The sequence below is a fragment of the Dyadobacter subterraneus genome, from assembly GCF_015221875.1.
GTDB classification, from domain to species: Bacteria; Bacteroidota; Bacteroidia; order Cytophagales; family Spirosomataceae; genus Dyadobacter; species Dyadobacter subterraneus.
Map to the genome: position 1 here is coordinate 5,182,392 of NZ_JACYGY010000001.1, position 23,039 is coordinate 5,205,430.

A 23,039-nucleotide genomic window follows, 5' to 3' on the forward strand; every position below is an offset into this window, starting at 1 on the left:
TTAATTACAATGGCAAAATCTAAAACCACAAAAAACGTCGCTAAATCTGGTCTGTCCTCAATTGACAAAATTTTGGAAACCGCTGGCTGGTTTAGTCTTATTGCACTGGGTTTGTTGACAATCTTTACATATTTCCGGTCGCCTGATATTATTCCTCTCCATTTCAATGCGTTAGGACATGTGGACGGTCATGGCAAAAAAGCCATGATTTTTGCGGTATTTGCTATTGCAGCCGCTATATTTCTAAGTATCACTTTCTCCATAAAATATGTTTTCAGTCCACCGAATGCAGGCGCTTTGCCAAACAAAAATCTGGATTTCGCGATCAGGATCATTCACTTTGTGAAGCTTTTTGTAATGCTGGAATTCATTTACATCCTTGTTATGACCAACCTGATCGTTGACGGCCTGGCCAAGGAACTTGGCTCCATGTTTTTGCCGATTGTCATGATCTCCCTTCTTTTCCCCATTGCTTATTATTTCAAAAGAACGTTTTCGAGCCGGATCAGAAAAAAATAATAAACTGCTGGCACAGTTTTCCTTATTCATTTTAAACAATTACTTGTTCACAGCAATTGCGTCTAAATCCCTGGATGATACGATTTTTCAAATATCAGAAACAGGCAGTCGCAAGAATGTGTCAGATAAGCTATTCAATTAAAAATGATTATGGAAAGTAAGAATAAATTTGCGGTAGAGATTTTGTCTTTTACGACGATAAAAGAAATTCCGGGTTCATGGAATAATAGTGATTATAAGGCGCTGCTGGTGAAAATGGATTATGACAATCCTGACGAGATCAGCGAAGCAGAATTGAAAGAAATGTGTTTCATGTCCATCACCGATTATGAACCGGCCGAAGCAGCAAAAATTGTTTTGGAATATCTGATTGAAGATGAGCTGACTGATGGACAGATAGAAAATCTTTCGCATCAGATGCTGACAGAAAAATTATGGGAAGAAAATCCGAAACTGGATTTGCACATCAGTTTTTTCAAAGCCACACAACTTTTGTATGATGCCTATAACGGCAAATTCCCAAGAACAGAAGCCGTACAATTTCAATTAAAACTTACCGGCGAAACTCCGGAAAGCTTGTCAATTTTTGAAGAAAATCCGGAAGCTCCGATTGTAAGAATTCTGGCTCAGGGTATGACGGATCACAATTTGGTTAACCGTCTTTTTGGCGATCAATTGGAAGGAACAACTTTTGAAGAAGCGAAAAATATTCTTTGGGAGCTTAAAACGATTGAAAAGAAAGAGAAGGAAATTACATTTGATATCGTAAGCTCGGCATATTGGTTAGACGATATTAAATATGCGGATAATTATGAAGCGACGTCACATCCCGACATTTTAGTTACGGAAGAAGAATAATTTGCCAAATAATAGTAAAGTAAAATTGCATATCGACAGTCTTATCTGTAAAATTGTCGATATGCAATTTTTTTTTAATCTATTATGCAAAAAACACTCCTGATAATACTGCTATTTTTTTCCACAGCAGCCATTGCCCAGTATCAAACACATTTTGAAAAAAGCGGTGAAAAAGAAACGCCGACTTATGAACAAGGCATCGCTTTTTATAAACTTTTAGCCAAGAACTTCCCTCAGATTCAAATCACAGAAAAAGGTCTTACCGACAGTGGAAAACCTTTGAGTCTCGTTCTTTATTCTAAAAATAAAGTCTTCGATATAAAAAAACTGAAAGCGCAGGGGAAAGCGATCTATATGATCAATAACGCTATTCACCCAGGCGAACCTGATGGTGTGGATGCTTCCATGCTTTTGCTCCGCGACATTGCACTTCATCCTGAAAAATTTCCTGAACTTGATAGTGTAGTCCTGGCTATTATTCCCTTTTACAATATTGGCGGAGCACTTAACCGCAACAGCACAACCCGTACAAATCAGGATGGTCCGTTGGAATATGGTTTTCGTGGAAATGCCCGGAATTATGATCTGAACCGTGATTTTATTAAAAACGACACAAGAAATGCCAAAAGTTTCGCTGCTATATTTCATGAACTGGATCCTGATCTCTTCGCAGATACACACGTAAGCAATGGTGCAGATTATCAGTATGTGATGACATTGGATTACGCACAACAGGATAAATTAGGTGGATCTCTCGGTAAATTTCAAAGAGAAACTTTCCTGCCGTTTATGTATAAATACCTGAAAGAAGCGGGTTATGAAGCGACGCCTTATGTAAATTCCTGGGGACAAACGCCTGACAAAGGCTTTGTTCAATTTCCAGACTGGCCGAGATATTCAACCGGTTATGCTGCGCTTTTCCATACGCTTGGTGTGATGACGGAAACACATATGCTTAAATCTTACGACAAACGCGTGAAGGCAACTTATGCTTATTTGCACGGAAATCTGAAAGTTTTGGCTCAGTACAGAAAGGCTGTTTTGCAGATGCGGAAGGAAACGAAAGAGGCTGTGAAAACGCAGGAAAAATTTGCAATCACCTGGCAGAATAATAAAGAAAAATTTACAGAAATTGATTTTAAAGGTTTTACACCGGAATATTACCCAAGTAAAGTAAGCGGGAAAGACCGTCTGCATTATGACCGCACCAAACCTTTGAATGTAAAGGTACCGTTTTATGATACTTACGAACCATTGGATGTTGTTCAAAAGCCGGTCGCCTATATTATTCCGCAAAGCTGGTTTAATGTGATTGATCTGTTAAAACTGAATCAGGTTCAAATGAACCAGATTGAAAAGGATGAAGAACGTGAAGTGGAAGTTTATTATATCCAAAGTTACGATGCGCCGAAACAACCTTTTGAAGGACATTACTGGCACACAAATACGGAACTTCGCACAGAAAAAAAGAAAGTAAAATTCAGAAAAGGCGATTGGTATATACCTGTAAACCAGTGGACAAACCGTTACATCGTTGAAACATTGGAACCCAAAGCAGTGGATTCGTTTTTCAAATGGAATTTCTTTGATACCATTCTTATGGCAAAGGAGGGTTATTCAAGTTATGTTTTTGAAGATCTGGCAGCAGATATTTTGAGCAAATCACCGGAATTGCAAAAATCATTGGAAGAAAAAAGAAAGTCGGACGAAGCTTTTGCTAAAAGCGGAGATGCGCAGTTACGATTTGTTTATGAAAATTCACCATACAGAGAAAAGGAATATTTGCGATATCCGGTTTTCCGCGTGATGAGCAAATAAATCAAACCAAGATAAAGTAAAAAACGCCTTGCGATTTTTATCCTGACAGACGGAAATTACAAGGCGTTTTTTTATAGCTTAACTATCAAATTTATTACTTCACTTTCGCGAAATCGGTAGCCATTGCATTGATGGAAGCATCTGACAGATGTTCTGATGCAACTACCAAACGGTAACGGAAAGTTGTTGATTCTCCTTTTTTCAATTTGAAATTCAAAACCTCTTTTCCATCACTGAAAGCTTTCTGGCCTAATGGATTCACAGCGAATAAACCGTAGCCTCTTGCATGGAAATAAGCAGGATAACCAACATTTTTTGGATGATCAATGATTGCGATACTAATATCCTCATCTTTGATTTTCCCTGTCAGATTACACCAAACTGCTCTTTTAGCCCAAACGTCTTCGCCGGTAACGCCATTACTATTGCGGTAATTGCCAGTAATTCCATCGTTGTTCAACGTAGGTACTTTGGTTGCAATTCCGCTTGCATCAGTGAATATTTCAGGTTTTGTAGAAGGAAGTTCCAGTTCTCTTGCTACGCGAATCGCAAACATTCCGTCTTTAACATCTGGCATCGCAGCATCAATAACGGCAGTTAAAGTTGTTAAACGGTCAACAGTTCTGGTAGTTCCTTTTCCTGAAAATATGTAAGTCGTTTTTTCCTGCAAAGTCAGTTTTCCGTCTCTGTCAACCCAGTCCGCAGTAACGGTCAGTTCCCCTTTATCTTTTCCACTTTTTAGGGAAGTAATTCCGGTATGTTTGATGGTTCCGTAAGCATGTTTTACATGATCAACTGCATTGCTGTTATTCCAGTAATCGTTGTCATTTACATTCTCATAATTCAGCCATATTCCGACATGGTGCGGGTGATCGATGCGCTCGCCCGGACGAGGATCCAGTGGCCAGCCGCGGGTTATCAAAGTACCTTTCGCCGTCATAACCGGATACAGAACTGCTTTTTTCAAAACATCTTCACCAGGATAGAAATAAGAAGTAAACGGTTTTCCATCAATATTTACCTCCACTTTTTTCTCTTTTTTATTATCGACCAGGTCAACCTTCTGGGCCTGAACCAAGCCGCTCACTGCCAAAGAAAAAGCAGCAATCGCAATATTGGTATATCTAAACTTCACTTTTATATCTTTTAAGGGGATTAAACGCAGAGTTAAGAGAGTTACGCGCAGAGGTACGCTGAGGTATTATTTATTTTCAAACAAAAAACTCCGTGTAACTCTTCGCAAACTCTTCCAACCTCTGCGTTTAAACAAAATTTAACTTAAAACGATGTCGCTTTTCTTTGGATCCCAGGTTACTTTTTTACCTGTGTGCAAAGCTTGTGTTGACATGATATTGGCTACCGAGTGGTTGAAACCTGCACGTGCCGGCGCATTTGGCTGCTTGCGACTGCGCACACATTCCATCCAGTTGCGCATATGTAGTGATGTCATTGGATCAGATCCTGTATTGGCATCTGTCGAAACTTTTTCACCCGTTTTCAAAGATTGATCTGGAAGAAGATTAGCTTTCATGCCCATGGCGGCTGCATCTTTTTCTTTCAATCCGCCTTCTGAGGTGATTTTATTTGTATCCAAATTGATCATACCACCATTTGAGTAGTAATATTCTTTCACATCGCCAGCTGCCTGGTGCATACGTGCAGAATAAATTACCTGGAATCCTTTATCCGGATTGTCAAATGGGCCGTAATCAAATGTTGCCGAGAATGTATCTGCATTTACGCGGCCATCTTTCCATACATAAACACCACCGTTTGCAACAACACTGCGAGGCGCTTCCAATCCTGAAAACCAGTGAACGGTATCAATCTGGTGCGACATCCATTGTCCTGGCAAACCTGATGAATATGGGTAAAACAAACGGAATTCAAGATAATGACGTGGATTCCATTCTGTTTTTGGACGATTCAATAAGAAACGATCCCAGTCTGTATCTTCTTTTCTGATTTGAGAAACCAATTCTGCACGTCTCCATCTTGCAGGCTGGTTGACATTCCAGGTCATTTCAACCATTGAAATATCACCAAATTTCCCCGATCTGATAAAATCGTTTGCTGCATGATAATTCGGTGCACTGCGGCGCTGAGAACCTACCTGAACAATTTGTTTGGAAGCTTCCACCGTTTTCAGTGCAAGTTTTCCGTCAGCCAAAGATTCAGCAAATGGTTTTTCAACATATACATCACGACCGGATTTCACAGCTTCAACGCAATGAAGCGCGTGCTGAAAATCGGCAGTGCTGATGATTACTGCGTCAACGTCTTTTCTGGCGAGCAATTCTTCATTATTACGCGCCTTCACAAATTCACTTGCCGACCAGCCTTTTCCTTTTATAAACTTTTCAGCTTCGTCTCTCCGGCGGTTCCACAAATCCGAAACACCCATAAACTCAAAATTCAATTCTTTGGAGTGCTCAGCAAAACTTGGTGCCAGTGAACTGCGGAAACGATCAGAAAATCCAATAATTCCGACACGAACACGGTCATTTGCTCCCAGGATCCGGCGATAGCTCGATGCATTCACTGAGTTGATACTAACGGCAGCCCCGGCCGTTACCAAAGCTGTTTTTTTGATAAAATCTCTTCTGGTGGTCATAATTATGAATGAAATTTTGAAAGACTAATTTTATTTACTTAATACCTTAACTTTCAGGCTACGGAAAGAAACATTATCTCCATGATCCTGCAACAGCAGATATCCTTTTTCAGAAAGGCCGAAACCTTCAAAGCCTTTGAACTTCGATTGTGCTACCAAGTCCTTAAAAGACTGTGATCCGCGAACATACTCTACAACTTTATGATTATTTAAGAAATGCTGAACGGTACCATCAGGGTTAACTACAATACGGCCCAAATTCCATTCTCCGATTTTCTTGATCGCATTGGCAGGTTTCTCGGAAGTGATGATATCGTAAAGTGAAGCGATAGTTCTGTTCCCGTTTTTACCCATTTTTGCATCAGGATGTCTTTCGTCATCAAGAACCTGAAATTCCAGTCCTACACCGGATTTTCCGTTTGAATTAAACTTTTTATCAACAAAATATTTTACACCGCTATTGGCTCCTTCCGTCAATTTAAACTGAAACTGGAATTCAAAAGCGGGTCCGTAAAGTGTTTTTGTAATGATGTCATTTCCTGTTTCAGAACCGTCAGATTTTGAAATTGTAATTGTTCCGTCGTTGTATGACCAACGTTTCGATGGAAATTCCGGACCGGCGTATGAAGTCCACTGATCAACTGATTTTCCGTCATAAAGCAAACTCCATCCCTGTGCTTTTTCAGCTTCCACAAGCGTATTCGGAATAAGATTTACGATACGGATAGTCGTTTTTGGACTTGGTTTAAGATTCGTGGTTTTGATACGGACATTTTTCCAGGCTACCTGTGTGCCTTCCAGACTCTTATCTTTATTACCAATAGCATGAACCTGCAGGCAAATAAATCCACTTGGCGTCATGTCGTCTACAACATCAGCAACCGGAATACCATTTACAAAAGTACGGATCGAATTTCCGATCGCTTCTATACGATACTTGTTCCATGCATCCTTTTTGAAAGCTTTTTTCCCTTCGGGATTAATATCAAGTGAATATAACCAGCCACGGCGAGCTTCATCATAAAGTCCGCCAGACCATGCCCGGTCGCTCGGATCAATTTCAACCTGATAGCCATGCACACGACCGTTTTGGTAATCAGGCGTAGAAAGACTTCTGATCTGGATTCCGGAGTTCAGTTTATTATCAACTTTTACATCGCATTCCAATATAAAATCACCGTAGTTTTTTTCGGTTGTCAAAAAGGAATTTGGCGTATCCATAACCGAAGTCCCTACAATGGCGCCATCTTTTACTTCATACTTTGCTTTTCCATTTAATTGTTTCCAACCGGTAAGGTCTTTTCCATTAAACAGATCCTGCCAGCCATCTTTGGATTTTTGTGCGTTGGCTATTGAAACTGATAAGATTAATGCTAAAAATGTAATGCGTACTTTGTTGATTTTCATATTCCATTATCGCCAAATTGGCTGTTTGTAAATTATCACTATGATTGGTTATATTAAGAAGGAAATACTTTAAAGTATATAACGATATATTATCATTTTTACCCTGACAAAACAGGTTGAAAGGTTTTTAAGATCGGTAAACGTTTTCTACAACACTCACCCCAAAGGATACTTCAAAGTCTCCACAATATATTTCTTGTTGATTTCCGCGCAAATCAAGGGTGATTTCTCAGGATCTGGGACACCGTCAAGTTCAACCACAGCCCAGCCTTTAAATTTAATTTTATTAAGCGATTCAAAAACCGCCGGGACATTTACACGGCCTTGGCCAAGTTCCACAAATTTGTAGCCGCTTTTGCTTTCTGCCGGTTTGGTATCTTTCAAATGCAGAGAATGAATGATGTCTTTATACTTGATAACTGCATTTTCCGGTTCTCCTCCACCCTGTTTGTAATGCGCAATGTCAAGGAGTAATTTGATATAACGTGGATCCATTGCCTGCACAATGACATCCACTTCTTCCGGGGTTTCGCCAAGCTGGTTCATGTGATTGTGATAAACCGCCTGAACACCAAGATCCGCCGTTTGTTTACCGACTTCATTCATAACCTGTGCCAGTTTTTTCAATTCTTCTATTGAGGGAGCACGATCTTTCGGACGCAGACTATTTGTCAACTGCAATGCATTGCCTCCCAGCGCTTTTACAAAACTGGCATGTGCGACATGGGTATCAATGGTACTCTGCAATTTGGCAGGATCGATTTCTACATTCCCGCTTGAAAACATGCATAAAGTGAGATTATGTTTAATAAGAGAATCTTTTAATTCAGAAACTTTCGTTTTGTAAGGTGCAAAAGTATTGGCTCTCAACTGAATACCTTTAAAACCAAGTCCGGCCAGATCCGTTATAGCCTGTTCATCTTTCCCGCCCCAGGTGATGGCTGAGTATCCGATTTTCACATCACCTTTTTTAACAAGAGTTTCAGCCCAGGCCGAAGAAGTCATTAAAGCAGTGCTTGCCAGAGTTATATTTCTTAGAAAAAGTCGACGGTCCGGGGATTCAATATTTTTCATTTGGATGATATTTAAAAATTGAGAATGTTTAATTACAACAAAGACGATTATAATCAGAAAAGCCCCCAAAAATCGGGGGCTTTTCACTCTTCTGTTTACGTATTCATATTATTCTGTCGGGATCGAAGTTAATGGAGGAACATTATTCTGGAATCCATTATATCCTTTATTCTGGTTAATTATTCCTCCCGTATTTCCTGCAATTGCCGGCTGCGGAACCGGCCAAAGTACGTGATAAGGACTCATCAGATATTCGTCGCCGTGACGGGTTTTGACACCTTTGTTATAAAAATCACTTTTTGCCATCACACGGTCGTAGAAATAATTGCTTTCCGAGAAACTTGCCAGACTGTAAGTTTTACCATTTGGTGCAGCTTTTCCTGTCATGGCAAAAATGTAGGCAATACGTGTCAGTTCCGTTTTGCGCGGTTCTTCGAAATATAATTCCCGTGCTCTTTCATCCAAAACTACATCAATATTAACTTTTGACGCGTCAACAGGATCACAATTTGCACGGGTTCTTACCGCATTGATATCTGCCGCTGCTTTTGTAAGTTCACCTTTCCAGGTATAAGCTTCTGCCCGAAGTAAATACGTTTCCGCCAGACGGAAAACGTACCAGTCAGAATTGCCGCCACTTGGCTGAATTTTCAACGGATCTTCAATAAACAATTTGTAATTCGGCCAATCGAACCAGCATCTGATGGTATCGATGGTCAAAACAGTACCGGATTCGTTACGGAATTGAAGGTTTTTTCCATAATACGGATCTTTCAACGTTGTATTTAAAGCCGGATTATTGTAAAGAATATCCTCCATCTTGGTCCAGTTTCCCTTGATATGACGCAGATCCTTTTTATCATCCCAAACACCATCCTGAGAATAATAGGTTGGACGAACCCGTCCGATACCCCGGCCCAGTGAAGTTACCTGATCGATTGCAATGCCATAAGTATCAATTGTTCCTCTGTTTCCGGCCGGCGTGTTAATATTATTATGCCAGAAAGGAACCGTATTTCGCATCATTTGAGTACCGTCAACAACGTTACCATCAATACTGACACGGTCAATAACCATCATCAAACCTTCTGTATTTGCTCCTACTGATTTGTTGGCTGGACGGTGCAAATCCCAGATCACATTGCGCGCCGCATTATTGGCATCAACGCCAAAACGGCTGGTCATCAGTTTATGCTGACCGCCATCAATCACATTACTGGCGGATTTTATGGCATCATCAAATAAACCTAATGCAAGATTAATTTTGGTCAAAAGATGACTTACTGAGCCCCGGTTGACCGTTCCTTTATCTGTAATCACAGGTACCCACTTTTCCGCAAATTCCAGATCTTCCTTCATTTTTTGAAGAATTACTTCCCTTTTTGTTGATTGAAAATCCAGTTTCGGACCAATCACTTCGCTAAGAATTAACGGAACATCGCCAAATTGTTGGGTAAGGCGATAATAGCGATATGCTCTGTGAAAATAAGCCGCGCCAAGAATCGCATTTTTTTCTGCGTCATCTTTATAATTGGTTGGCTGATCAATTCTTGAAACAACAACATTGGCATATTTCACCCCTTTAAAACCTTCTGACCAATACCAGCCGATTTTATTATAATCACCACTATTCAACTGAGCATCAGGCGTTATCAATAAATTTAGGTTTTGTGCCGGACCAGATTTGTCAGTTGTTCCCTCCACTGCGATTTCAGAAAAAATGGCCTCGGTTACCATCGGAGGCGCATCACCATACCATTCAAGTCTCATATTTCTTTCACAAGCAACCAGGGCGGCTCTTAATCCCGCTGCGTCGTTAAAAGTATTGTCCGGATCGTAAAATGATAAAGGTTCCGGTTTTAAATAACTGTCTTTACAGCTTACCATCAATGTACCTCCGGCAATCAGGGTAAGCGTTAAAATGCTTTTTGCTTTTTTATATATCGTATTCATTGGAAATCAGATTGAAGGTTTGAATGTTACAGGGTAATATCAATACCGATTGTGAAGATGCGCGGACTTGGCACGGAATAGGCCAGATTAGTATTATCCGCACCATTCGTTCCATTTTCAGGATCCCAGAACTTCCAGCTTGATATATATCCGATATTTCTGACATTACCGTAAACCCTCAGATTTTGAATTGCTATTTTCTGAACCAGCGCTTTTGGGAAAGTGTAGGCAAGTGCTATACTTTCAAAACGTACAAATGATTTCTTCTGATAAACTGTGTAACCCGTTGCAGAACCTTCGCTCGAATAAAGACGGGCCCATTCGTTATTTCTGTTTTCAGCCGTCCAATAAGGAAAAATATAAGAGCTGCTACGATCAGGGAAGCCCGGACGATTTTTCATTTGATTAAATTCGCCTTTTTGCCCAACGTAAGAATATGCCATAAATGAGAGGTCAAAAACCTTGAAAAGCTTAAATTCATTACGCATCGTGAAACGTGCACGAGGGGTTGTATAACCTTGAAAAACCTTATCATCATTTGTAAATTTGCCGTCACCATTAACATCCAGGATTTTATGATCACCAGGTTTTACACCATATTTTGCAGCCTGATCAGCTTCTTCCGTCTGCCAGACGCCCAGTACTTTATAATTCCAGATTTCGTCAATAGCATGGCCGATAAACCATTTATTTGTTATATCATCCGCTTCACGTGACGAAGTCACATTTCCAGTAGCATCTTTTGTAACAGATTGATTTCCATATAAATGAACAATTTTATTTCTGTTCATCTGAACATTAAACGTTGTTCGCCAGGTGAAGTTTTCACGCTTCATGTTATTGGAATTCAAGCTGATTTCTAATCCTTTGTTATCAACCTGGCCAAGGTTATCCAGTACAAAATCAAATCCAAGAACATTTGGAAGTGCTCTTTTTACTAAAAGATCATGCGTTGAAGATTTGTACAATTCCAAGCTTCCGTCTATGACCGAATTAAAAAGAGAAAAGTCGAAACCAAGGTTTAATGAATTTGTACGCTCCCATTTCAGGTTTGGATTTGCCATCCGGTCCACGTAAAGCTGGCTTACCTGATAAACCGTTCCGGCTGAATTTACCTGCAGATATTTACCCGTTGCAAGGTTAGAAAGCGCGTCATAACGGCCAATATCCCTGTTACCATTACTACCGTATGAAATTCTCAATTTTCCGTAATTAAGAATACTGTTTTTTAGGAATGGCTCTTCTGTAAAGACCCAGCCCAGAGCTGCGGAAGAGAAAAGTGCAGTCGGATTTTTTTGTCCAAATGCTGAATATCCATCCTTACGCGACGACAAAGTCACCATATATCGATCCTTGTAGGAATAGAATAATCTGGCCATTAATGCACTAGCCGTACTTGTTTCGTCATTACTCCACATGATCGGAGCATTTCCAGCACTCATGTTATGGTAGCCCAGATTGTCATTTGGCGCAAAACCTTTGTTGGAAATACTGTCATCCCACATACGAAATCTTTCTGCGTTGACAAGAAAAGTGGCATCAATATTATGGACCTGCTTAATGGTTTTGTTCCATTTGAAAATATTATCAACCTGCCAGCTCATGGTTCTGGTATCGCGACGGGAAGCCCTTCCACCTTCTGCAACCCAATCAAGACTTTTAGAAGATTCCGCATTGTAACGATGCGAAAATTCAAAACGAGGCGTAAAATTTGCCTGATAAGTAATCCCCAAAGGAAGATTTACTTTGGCAAAAATAACGTTATTGACAGTAATTGCACCTTTGTCCCGATCTGTGAAACTTGGAAGATAGTATGGGTGATTTCCACCACTTGCTTCATCATTTGGTCTCCATTTGTAACTACCATCCGCATTTAAAGGTGATCCCCATGGAGATAAATTTGCAGCCAGATCATAATTGACCGGCACCTGACTTTCATCACGGTCAGCGAATTGAGTACTGATACCAACTGAAAGAAATTTACTGACTTTTCCTTCCAGGTTTACCCGCCCACGAACTGTGCTGTATTTGTCGCCAACTACAATACCTTCATTGCTCAGATATCCCAGCGACATGTAGTAGGAAACTTTATCCGTTTTTCCGGAAAGACTTACTGTATGATCCTGACGAAATGCCTTTTGGAAAACCATTTTTTGCCAATCAGTATTTCTTCCATCTTTATAATTCTGAATTTCAACCGGTTGCATATTCAAACGTTGAAGCCAAACCGTAGTCGGATCTCCTTTTGAACCATCAAAAGCAAGCCATTGATCCAATGTTATATCAGAAGGGAGATTGTTTGGATTGGTAAAACGACTTGGCTGAGCAGAAGAGTTAATGTTTCGCATCACTTCCTGACGCCAGGAAATAAATCCATCCGGACTTAAAACATGCTGCATTCTTGAGACCTCTGCCATACCAAAGTTTGAATTAACATTGATGATGGTTTTACCTTCTTTTCCTTTTTTAGTTGTAACAAGAATAACCCCACTGGCTGCCTTCGCACCAAAAACGGCTGCGGAACTGGCATCCTTTAAAACATCAACCGTTTCAATATCATTTGGATTAATATCCTCTAAACCACCATAATAAATAGCTCCATCAAGTACCACCAATGGGCTACTTCCGGCGGTTAAAGAATTTGTTCCCCGCACGCCCAAGTTACCACCACCTTTTGCAGAAGCAGAAAAACCAACGTTCATCCCGGGAATATTTCCACGAAGCACGTCCTGGACAGACTGTGGATTTTCGTTTTCGAGTTTTGTGGCGTTGATCTGTGAGACAGCACCGGTAAGATCACGTTTTTTCAAAGTACCATATCCCACAACGACTACTTCATCAAGTGTTTTCTGGTCTGATGACATCACAATGTCAATGGCACTTTGTGTACCGACTGGTTTTTCCTGGGTTAAAAATCCAACCGCTGAAAATACCAGAACTGCATCATTGTTGGCTACATTAATTTCATATTTTCCATCAATGTCAGTTGTTGTTCCAATTGTTGTATTTTTTACAACAACAGTAACTCCGGGGACAGGCTGGTTATCGTCTTTCGACAATATTTTTCCTGTGATCTTTTTGTCTGTTTGTTTTTGAATTGTTTGATCTGGCCGTTGTGGAAATGTGCCGGCAAAAGTAAAAGAAGGTGGAAGCAGCATTGCCATAAGCATGCACCTCCTGACTAAATGCGAAGGTAAATTTGTAAATTCCTTGTTCATCATTTGTAGGTTTAGAAATTGGTGAGCGATTTGTCAGATTGATTTACTTTCGATTTCAACCGATTGCATATCAAGAAAACCTGACGAAATTGAATTATACCAACCCCTACAATGAATTAATCCTACATTATGTAGTAATTATATTAAACTATTACGTTTGTTGCTTGAAGTGACTTAAAACAGATGTTTATTATAAATAAAATAATAAAAATATTTTTTCTTTCTATCAAAAAAGTGACTGCTCCATCGAAGGAACAGTCACTTTTTGGTTTGAATTTATTAATTAAAATGAAGCTGATTCAAAATCAATATCCAGGATTCTGTGGAAATACAGAAGCTCCATCTGTTCCTTTGTCACTTCTGTCAATTTGTGTTTGTGGAATTGGACGAAGATTATGTGTTTCCTTAATATTGTTAGCGGCGTCGCTATTATATTTTTTAACACGATCAACCAAAACACCCCAACGTTTTAAATCCAGCCAACGGGTTTGTTCCCCCAATAATTCACGTCCACGTTCTTCCATAAGGAATTCCATTGTTGCATCAGCAGCAGTAATTTCCATGGCAGATTCTTTACCGGCAAAAGCTGCACGGCGGCGAACCATATTGATAGAAGCTGCTGCATCGGCAGTTTTTCCAAGTTTTATTTGTGCTTCGGCTAGCATCAAATACGTATCAGCCAAACGGAAAGCAAGATAATCACGGCTACCCGGTTCGTAAGTTTTGTCAATACGAAGCGGATCCATAAATTTCACAAGCGTCGGAAAAAGCGACAAGTTATACAAACTTGGTACCAAAACCTGATAAGGCTTGGCAGCGCGTTGCGCCAATGTCCATTCAACACCCGGAATAAAGATCGTTGTATCACCCGCCTTATACGTCACAGATTTTTTTGAATTGTCAAAAACATTTGTGAAAGTTCCCGGATTGTTAGAAAGCCAGGTATCTCTGAACGTCTTTTTGTAACGTGAATCATTTACACGGTCCTTAAATACTGTTTCCAAAGCATAAGTTGTTGGTTTCAAACGCTTAAAGGGACGGCCGTAGAAAACATCACGAACCATACCTGCCTGCACATCATATTGCATACCGAAAAGCAAGTGAAGGTTGTTACCATTTCCGTTTGTAGTCGGGTCAGAAATATTGGTCAGCGGATCAGTTGTATACTGAACGGCGAAGACCACTTCATCATTAATTTCACCTGCACCCTGAACAAAAACACTGGCAAAATCCGGCAACAATTTGAAGCCATAATTACTTATTACATTCTGAGCATAAGTTGCTGCTTTTGAATAATCATCAGCTGCTTTTACGGAAGATGTAGCTTTGGCAAGATAAACTTTTGCAAGTAAATGTTCCGCTGCTGCTTTTGTTGCACGACCGTAATCAGCCGATTTCGCTTTATTCTCTAAACCTGGCAACGATTCTTCCAAATCTTTAATAATGGCTGCATACATTTCTGCATCCGAAGCCCGTTTGGTTGTTTTTGTCGGAAGAATTGTTTCGGTCAAACGAAGATCCACACCTCCAAACTCCTGAAACAGAATGAAATAATAATGAGCACGCAAGAATTTCATTTCCGCTACTCTTTGTGTTTTCACCGCATCCGTAACACCCGCCACGCCTGCTGCACGTTCAATAACGGCGTTGCAAGTATTGATACCTTTGTAAAGTTCTTCCCAAACTTCCTGAATAATACTAACTGTACCAATCAGCTGGGAATCGTAAAAGTGAAAACCTTTGAAACTTCCATCCGCACCGGCAGAATAAAGGTCAGTTCCATACTCGGTCATTGAAAGACCTCTCTCCGTTCCATAAAAATTTCTCAGTGAAGAATACGCTGCATTAGATGCCGAATTGAAACCGGCAGCAGTGGTCATGTAGTCGTCACCTATGCTGGAAATTACTTTTTCATCCAGTAAATCCTTACACGACTGGCCTATAAACAGGAAAGCCAGTATGCTTAGTGTTTTAAAAGATTTTGATAAATATGTCCGTGTCATTTTTTTAAATTTAAGATTGTTGTAACTGGCCACTCCTATTAATTCTTCTTGTACCGCTTGCGAATTGATCGGACAGCAGCCTGATTAGAATTTAATATTTAATCCAAAAGTTGTAATCCTTGTTGCAGGCGTTACATCGCTGTTAACATTTCCATCAGAAGATTCAGGATCTATACCATTGTATTTCGAGCGGTATTTCGAGAAAATGAATGGCTGCTGAATGCTTGAAAATAAACGAAGTGATTCAAGTCCAAGTTTTTGTACAAATTTTGGCGAGAAAGTATAGCCAATATTGATGTTACGAACCTTCACGAAAGAACCGTCAAAATAGATAAACGAAGTATTGTAAACCGGGAACTCCTGGTTGAAGTTTGGTCTCGGGAATTCGTTTGTAGGATTTTTAGGTGTCCAGTAATCAACTTTAATCTGGTTGTAACGTCCCTGTAAAGTCAGGTTGTCCTGATGGAACTTACTAAGAATTTTCTGACCAACACGTGCAAAGATGAAAAACGAAAGATCGATTCCTTTGAAACTGAAACGGTTGGTGATACCACCCTGCCATGAAGGAATATCCGATCCCAGAATTACGCGGTCGTTTGCGGTGATCTTTCCGTCTTTATCAGTGTCTTGAAGCTTAACTTGTCCCACTGTAAATCCTTGTGCTTTTGCCGCATCTTCCTCGCCAAGCTGCCAGATGCCAATTTTCTTGTAGTCATAGAATGAGTTAAGCGGATGTCCGATGAACCATTTGTTACCAGTATCATCCACTTTACCGTTGTAAAGAGAAAGAATTGCTTCTTTGTTTTTATAGAATACGAAGTCAGTGCTCCATTTGAAACCGCTTTTCGAGTTAACGTTAACGGTTGAAACGCCAATTTCAATACCACGGTTACGTGTTTCACCAACGTTCCGCGTCACAGCGTTAAATCCGATTGAAGTTGGAAGCTGATCTGAAAGCAGCAAATCTGTTGTGTTGGTTTGATAAAGTTCGATAGAACCTGAAACCCGGTTTCCAAAGAAGCTATAATCAATACCAATGTTTTTAGTGCCCGAAGATTCCCATTTAAGATCAGGATTTCCAATTGAATTTGGACGATAACCATAAGCCGCAGCTGTTCCCCATGCATAAGAAGTACGTTTCAACAATCCCTGAGTTTGGTATGGGGATACACCCTGGTTACCCGTTTTACCATAACTCGCACGGATTTTCAACTGATCGATCCACTTAATTCCTTTAAAAAATGGCTCGTTGTAAATGTTCCATGCTAAGGCAACACCCGGGAAATTACCATATTTAGTATTTTCTCCAAAACGGCTTGATCCGTCGCGACGTGCTGTAACTGTTACAAGATATTTGTCATTATAATCATAATTCAGACGAACCATGTAGGAATTAAGCGTCCATTGGATAAGATTACTTCCCACACCCAAAACCGAACCTGCATTACCAGCGTTGTAAAATTCCTGTCCTTCAACCGGAACTCCCTGCACCGCAATATTATTATATTCGAAATTGTCACGTTGGATAGACTGTAATGCTGTCACGTTAAAATTGTGAACATTTGCGAAAGTCTTGCCGTATGTCAAAATGTTTTCAATTGTGTAGTTGAAACCAAACTGACTGTTTGTATTTGCTCTTGGTTGTCCTCCTTTGATATCATTGGTTTGTGCTCCAATAAAACGACCGGCACGGGAAATGCTAAAATCAGGTCCGAAGTTTGCGCGATATTTCAATCCCGGAAGAATCTGAACTTCTGCATATAAACTGTTGAAGAAACGATATTTCTTGGTCTGATCTATCTGTGCACCTTTAACCAGCTCAGCCATTGGGTTGGTAAGAAGTGCGTCAGTTGTCTGAGCGAAAATAATCTTGCCATTATCGTCATAAGCGCGTGCCAGCGGATTTTGCGGCAATGTAGATCCGTATGGATTTCTGTTAGCTCCGTTACGGACGCTATACATAGTATACGATGAAACCCCAACCTTAACACGTTTATTAATATTGTGATCCAGGTTTACGCGAACCGAAGTACGTGTGAAGTCAAGACCAGGGATAATACCCTTATCTCTGAAAAATCCACCGGAAATATAAAACTGTGTTTTTTCATTTCCTCCCTGAACGCCAAGCGAATGATTTTGCTGGAAACCTGTACGAATCATCATATCCTGATAGTCAGTAGTGCGGTTCTTGGCAATTCCGTCAAGTTCAACAGCCTCAAATAATTTAGAATCTGCATAAGCATCGGTAGTACCGGTCGGCACCACATTTCCTGCTTCATCTTTATAAGTACCAGTTGTTCTGCGCGATTCACGTTTCAATTCGGCATATTCCGCACCGTTCATCAGATTAACCTTGTCCAATGCATTGGTAGTACCAACATAAGTATCATAACTTACCGTTGTTTTTCCCTTTGTTGGCCCTCTTTTTGTACTGATCAACACAACTCCGTTCGCACCTCTTGCTCCATAAATCGCAGTTGCCGTAGCATCTTTCAGGATTTCCATCGATGCAACATCATTTGGATTCATATCTTCATAACCGCCTGATACAAAATCAAATGGACGCGTTGCAAGCAATTCATTGCGATCTCCGGCAAGTGGAATACCATCAACTACATACAACGGATTGTTACCTGCACTGAATGAGCGGCGTCCGCGAATAAGGATTTTCGGAACAGTTCCCGGCTTGCTACCCGACTGCGCTACATCCACCCCGGCAACACGGCCCTGCAAAGCCTGTCCAAGGTTTGTGATAGGCATTTCATTGATCATTTTGGAGTTTACAGAAGAAATTGCACCAGTCAGCTGGCTTTTCTTTTGTGTACCATAACCTACAACGACAACTTCGCTCAGGTTTTTCATGTCGCTCGCAAGTATGATGTCAATCGTACTTTTAGCGCCAACTATTATTTCCTGTGTTACAAATCCTACCGAAGAAAAAACCAGTATCGAAGAATTATCGGGAACATCTATTTTAAATTTACCATCCACATCTGTGTTGGTACCTGTTCTGCTGCCTTTCAAAACAACAGACACGCCCGGAACCGGTGTGTTATCCTCAGCAGATAATACCTGACCCGATATGGTTTTGTCTATCGCCATTTCTTTCGAAGACTTCCCTAAATTCATTGGCGAACCATGGGCTGAAAAGCTCAGGCTCATAACACCCATTACGGCACAGCCGAACAAGTATTGCCTAATGCACGTAAAGTTTTTTTTCATACTGTATTGTGACTTTAGAATTAAAAATGTTTTAAAACTCAATGTTGCTGACGAGGAAACTGCTGCTTACCCCTATAAATGATTTAATTTTTTCGTCAAATATTTATAAGTGTGTTATGTAACTTATATATATTTAGAATTTTGTCAGGTTTGGTTATCAATAAACAAGGACGAATGAAGGAGAGATTTTAGAGCCAACTCTGTACAAATTTTGATTAATGCAGACACCTTGTAACTGGATAATCAGGAATCGTCGTTTTTTTAAGCATAGGTGGAGAGGACAGGTTAATTATTAAATCTTGATAAAATGTATTCTGGGTTGTTCAAGGGATAAGTATTTTAATTGCCTGATTATTAGCTGATGAATTACTGTAAGCTTATTGAACAAAACCAATAAATCTAGTTTTTTGCACACAAAGTACAATTCTCAATTTCTGGTTGAGATTATAGAAAGCAGATGAGAATGGGAAAGGAAAGATGAATTTTATTTATGCAATCGTTATCGGGAACGTTGCCATTATATGGATCATCGAATATTTTATGGTAAAATACTGACAATTATGGGTAATATTTATAAATTTAAAATTCTATGAAACAGTAATAAAATTGTACTTTATAAATATTTAGTACAAATAATATAGCTTCATTTTTAATTAAAAATAAGAAAATAAAAGTCCGGAATTTACTTTCTGATAATCGTATCTATATGCTTAAAATGAGAAATTTATAAATAATAAAAAGATTCCGATTTGCTTTAAAACCGGAACTATGACTCGTTTACACGAAGAAATGTTTAATAAAGTAAGGGAAGCAGAAAATCGGGATGGTTAGTTTTTCCTAAAAAAACATAACCGGAGGAGGACAAAATTACCTGATAAAAATCAGGAAAATAAAACATAAAATCCCCAGAAGAGCCATTGAAATCACACCCAGAATAATGTTGTTTGGCTTTAAAATTTCGGGCAAAGTATCTTGTTGAGAGTCGCCCGGCTCCCTGTCTTTAATAATCTCAAGAGAAGTTCTGATACGATCCCACAACGAATTAACATCTTGATTAGAAAGCGTTTCCGGTCTCCACTCTGATGTAATCAACACTAATTCACGGGCTTTATCAATCGTATCTTTTTTGTTTGGATATTTTATCATCCAGTTTTCCCAGAAAGAGCGTATAGGCGGATCATTTGGAAAACGAACCCATCGGATAAAAAGGTTTTCCATCGCCAACTCTTCGGCCGAATACTCCGAGTAGGGTTTCATCAGTTGCGCATTAAGAGTGTTAAGCGAATGTTCGTCTGTTGTACCAAACAAAACACATCCGGCAATTATTTAAAAATTTTACTTGGTGTCAATCTTTACTTGTTGATTATTTAAAAAAGGAAGATCATTTGCTTTTATACTCTATTGTAATAAAAACAGATTTATAATTCCGAGCATCATCCGCCCAAAAAGATAAGCACAATTTTAACTTTGGACTTGTTCGATTTCCTGTAAACGCTAAAAGTTTTAAAAAAGATAGACCGATTGCCATATAAAGTCAAGTCCTGAATCAGTCGTGCAGAAGAATAAAAATGAAAGCAAAAAGGAGCTAAACGCCTAAGTTGGTAATTAATAACGTGGTCGTAATTACCAAATTGCATTTTTCACTAACTTTACGGACATTTTCACAGAGATTTAGTACCAAATTACATACAATGACTTCGCATCAGATACGCCAGTCTTTTCTGGATTTTTTCCGTAGTAAAGATCACCTTATTGTTCCTTCGGCTCCTTTGGTAGCTAAGAATGACCCAACCCTGATGTTCAACAACTCAGGAATGGCCCAGTTCAAAGATTTCTTTTTGGGTAATGGCACACCGCCTTCACGCCGCATTGCGGATACACAAAAATGCCTTCGCGTTTCAGGTAAACATAATGATTTAGAGGATGTTGGGTTTGACACCTATCACCACACAATGTTTGAAATGCTGGGAAACTGGTCGTTTGGAGATTATTTCAAGAAGGAAGCGATAAGCTGGGCTTGGGAATTACTGACCGAAGTTTATAAACTTCCCAAAGAGAGACTTTATGTTTCTGTTTTTGAGGGCGATGCGAAAGACGGCGTTCCTTTTGACCAGGAAGCATGGGATTTGTGGGTACCGATTGTTGGTGAAGACCGCATTATTCTTGGTAATAAAAAAGACAATTTCTGGGAAATGGGCGATACCGGCCCATGCGGACCTTGTTCCGAAATTCATATCGATTTGCGTCCGCAGGCAGATGTGGATTTAATTTCCGGAAAATCCCTGGTCAATAATGATCACCCTCAGGTAGTTGAAATCTGGAACCTTGTATTTATGCAGTTTGAGCGTAAAGCAGACAGTTCTTTGATTCCTTTGCCTGCTACGCACGTAGATACCGGAATGGGTTTTGAACGCCTTTGTATGGCAGTTCAGGCAAAAATGTCAAATTATGATACGGACGTTTTCCAGAATACAATTCAGGTTTTGGAAAAATTATCAGGAAAAACTTATGGTAGCGATGAGCCTTTTACGGATATCGCCATGCGCGTTATTTCTGATCATATTCGTGCAGTTGCCTTTGCAATTACGGACGGACAACTGCCTTCCAATGTAAAAGCGGGTTATGTGATTCGCCGGATTTTGCGCCGTGCGGTTCGTTACGGATATTCCTATTTAGGTTTTTCTGAACCGTTTTTCCATAAGCTGATTCCGGTTCTTTCGGATCAATTCAAGGACGTTTTCCCTGAACTTACTTCTCAAGAAGAATTTGTTACCCGCGTTATTCTGGAAGAAGAAAAAAGTTTTCTACGTACACTTGAATCAGGACTGAAACGTCTTGATATCATTATGACTTCGTTAAAAGAAAAAGAAACGAATGTCATTGCTGGTGATGAAGTTTTTGAACTGAGTGATACTTTCGGTTTTCCGGTAGATTTAACGGCGCTGATCGCAAGGGAAAAAAGTTTTATTATTGATGAAGCAGGATTCCAGGATGCATTGGCAGCGCAAAAAGCTAGATCACGCCAGGATGCAGCCAAGGAAGCTACTGACTGGATTGAACTTCGTGAATCAGATGGTGTTGAATTTTTGGGTTACGATTTTGAAGAAACACACAGCCATATTGTAAAATACCGCAAGGTAAAAACCAAAACCGGCGACGAATATCATATCGTTCTGGACCGCACTCCTTTTTATGCTGAAATGGGTGGACAGGTTGGAGATACCGGCACGCTTCATTTCAATGCAAACGGTGAATCCAAAGTTGTCAATATTACTGATACGAAAAAGGAAAACGATCTTTTTGTTCATATTTCAAAAGATAAAAACCTTGACGATGCTTTACAAAATGCTGGTATAGTTGTTGCCCATATTGACGAGGAACGTAGAAATAAAATTAAAGCAAACCACTCGGCTACGCACTTGATGTTGTCGTCGATGCGTGAAGTTTTGGGAACGCATATCGGACAAAAAGGATCTTATCTTAACGACGAATTATTACGTTTCGACTTTTCACATTTTTCAAAAGTTACCGATGAGGAATTGAAGAAAATCGAGGATCGCGTTAATGAAAAAATCCGTGAGAACATTCCATTAAAAGTAATGACCAATGTACCGATTCAGGAAGCAATTGCAATGGGCGCGACAGCAACTTTTGGTGAAAAATATGGCGATTTTGTAAGAGTAATCATCTTTGACCCTGAATTTTCTTTTGAACTTTGCGGAGGAACGCACATTCCTTCTACGGGTGAAATTGGTGTTTTCAAATTTATTTCGGAAGGTTCAGTTTCAGCCGGTGTTCGTCGTGTAGAAGCCGTTACTGGTGAAAAAGCATTGGAAATAATGCGTCAGCAGGAAGAAACTCTGACACAGATAAAAGAGCTTTTAAAAGGTCCTAAGGACATTGTAAAAGCTGTTGAAAATTTGCTTGAAGAGCGTACTCAACTGCAAAAACGCATTGAAGGTTTGGAAAATGAAAAAATCCAGACTTTGAAATTACATCTGCTTGACAATGTGAAGAGTTACCAAACTTTCAATCTTATAATTGAAAAAGTAAATGTGCCAAGTGCAGATTCTCTGAAACAACTTTCGTACGAACTTCGTGATCAGGTTGAAAATCTAATCGCGGTATTCGGAACAGAAATTGCCGGAAAACCTCAGATTTCAGTATTTATTGCTGAAAATGTGGTTCAGAGTTCAGGTTTGAATGCCGGCAGTATTGTCAAAGATCTTGCAAAAGAAATTCGTGGTGGTGGAGGTGGACAACCTTTCTTTGCAACAGCGGGAGGTTCAGATGCGAGCGGTCTTGATAAGGCGCTTGAAAAAGCAAAAGGTTTATTTTAACAGTAGCCGATAT

Annotated in this window: 13 protein-coding genes; 4 read left to right on the forward strand and 9 right to left on the reverse strand. The window is 39.8% G+C overall.

Features of this window, described 5'->3' with window-relative positions:
• Nucleotides 1–9 precede the first annotated feature (9 nt).
• From IEE83_RS21720 to IEE83_RS21730, 3 genes are all read left to right on the forward strand, one after another.
• Nucleotides 10–519: a DUF1648 domain-containing protein gene (locus IEE83_RS21720; RefSeq protein WP_194122595.1), complete on the forward strand. Its 510-nt coding sequence runs from the start codon at nt 10–12 to the stop codon at nt 517–519.
• Nucleotides 520–669: 150 nt separating this feature from the next.
• A complete protein-coding gene (locus IEE83_RS21725; protein ID WP_194122596.1) occupies nt 670–1,377 on the forward strand; it encodes a hypothetical protein in 708 nt (235 codons plus the stop codon).
• 84 nt (nt 1,378–1,461) lie between these two features.
• A complete protein-coding gene (locus tag IEE83_RS21730) occupies nt 1,462–3,195 on the forward strand; it encodes a M14 family metallopeptidase (RefSeq protein WP_194122597.1) in 1,734 nt (577 codons plus the stop codon).
• A 94-nt stretch (nt 3,196–3,289) separates the two neighbouring features.
• On the opposite strand, the gene IEE83_RS21735 is transcribed toward IEE83_RS21730, so the two are convergent.
• From IEE83_RS21735 to IEE83_RS21775, 9 genes are all read right to left on the reverse strand, one after another.
• On the reverse strand, nt 3,290–4,330 hold the full coding sequence (locus tag IEE83_RS21735) for a DUF6807 domain-containing protein (RefSeq protein ID WP_379991977.1): 1,041 nt from the start codon (nt 4,328–4,330) through the stop codon (nt 3,290–3,292).
• Between the two features lie 138 nt (nt 4,331–4,468).
• Complete coding sequence (locus IEE83_RS21740; RefSeq protein WP_194122598.1) at nt 4,469–5,809, reverse strand: Gfo/Idh/MocA family protein; 1,341 nt, start codon at nt 5,807–5,809, stop codon at nt 4,469–4,471.
• A gap of 30 nt (nt 5,810–5,839) precedes the next feature.
• Nucleotides 5,840–7,216, reverse strand: a complete 1,377-nt coding sequence (locus tag IEE83_RS21745; protein ID WP_194122599.1) for a 3-keto-disaccharide hydrolase — start codon at nt 7,214–7,216, stop codon at nt 5,840–5,842.
• A gap of 156 nt (nt 7,217–7,372) precedes the next feature.
• A complete protein-coding gene (locus IEE83_RS21750; protein WP_379992190.1) occupies nt 7,373–8,221 on the reverse strand; it encodes a sugar phosphate isomerase/epimerase family protein in 849 nt (282 codons plus the stop codon).
• A gap of 177 nt (nt 8,222–8,398) precedes the next feature.
• On the reverse strand, nt 8,399–10,243 hold the full coding sequence (locus IEE83_RS21755) for a RagB/SusD family nutrient uptake outer membrane protein (protein ID WP_194122601.1): 1,845 nt from the start codon (nt 10,241–10,243) through the stop codon (nt 8,399–8,401).
• A 26-nt stretch (nt 10,244–10,269) separates the two neighbouring features.
• Nucleotides 10,270–13,464, reverse strand: coding sequence for a SusC/RagA family TonB-linked outer membrane protein (locus tag IEE83_RS21760; RefSeq protein ID WP_228101925.1), 3,195 nt, complete (start codon nt 13,462–13,464; stop codon nt 10,270–10,272).
• Nucleotides 13,465–13,766: 302 nt separating this feature from the next.
• Entirely contained in the window at nt 13,767–15,464 is a 1,698-nt protein-coding gene (locus IEE83_RS21765) for a RagB/SusD family nutrient uptake outer membrane protein (RefSeq protein WP_194122602.1), read from the reverse strand.
• Between the two features lie 84 nt (nt 15,465–15,548).
• On the reverse strand, nt 15,549–18,593 hold the full coding sequence (locus tag IEE83_RS21770) for a SusC/RagA family TonB-linked outer membrane protein (RefSeq protein WP_228102055.1): 3,045 nt from the start codon (nt 18,591–18,593) through the stop codon (nt 15,549–15,551).
• 960 nt (nt 18,594–19,553) lie between these two features.
• Nucleotides 19,554–19,943: a hypothetical protein gene (locus tag IEE83_RS21775; protein WP_228101926.1), complete on the reverse strand. Its 390-nt coding sequence runs from the start codon at nt 19,941–19,943 to the stop codon at nt 19,554–19,556.
• 434 nt (nt 19,944–20,377) lie between these two features.
• Here IEE83_RS21775 and alaS point away from each other — a divergent pair, with 434 nt between their 5' ends.
• Complete coding sequence (gene alaS, locus IEE83_RS21780) at nt 20,378–23,026, forward strand: alanine--tRNA ligase (RefSeq protein ID WP_194122603.1); 2,649 nt, start codon at nt 20,378–20,380, stop codon at nt 23,024–23,026.
• Nucleotides 23,027–23,039 lie beyond the last annotated feature (13 nt).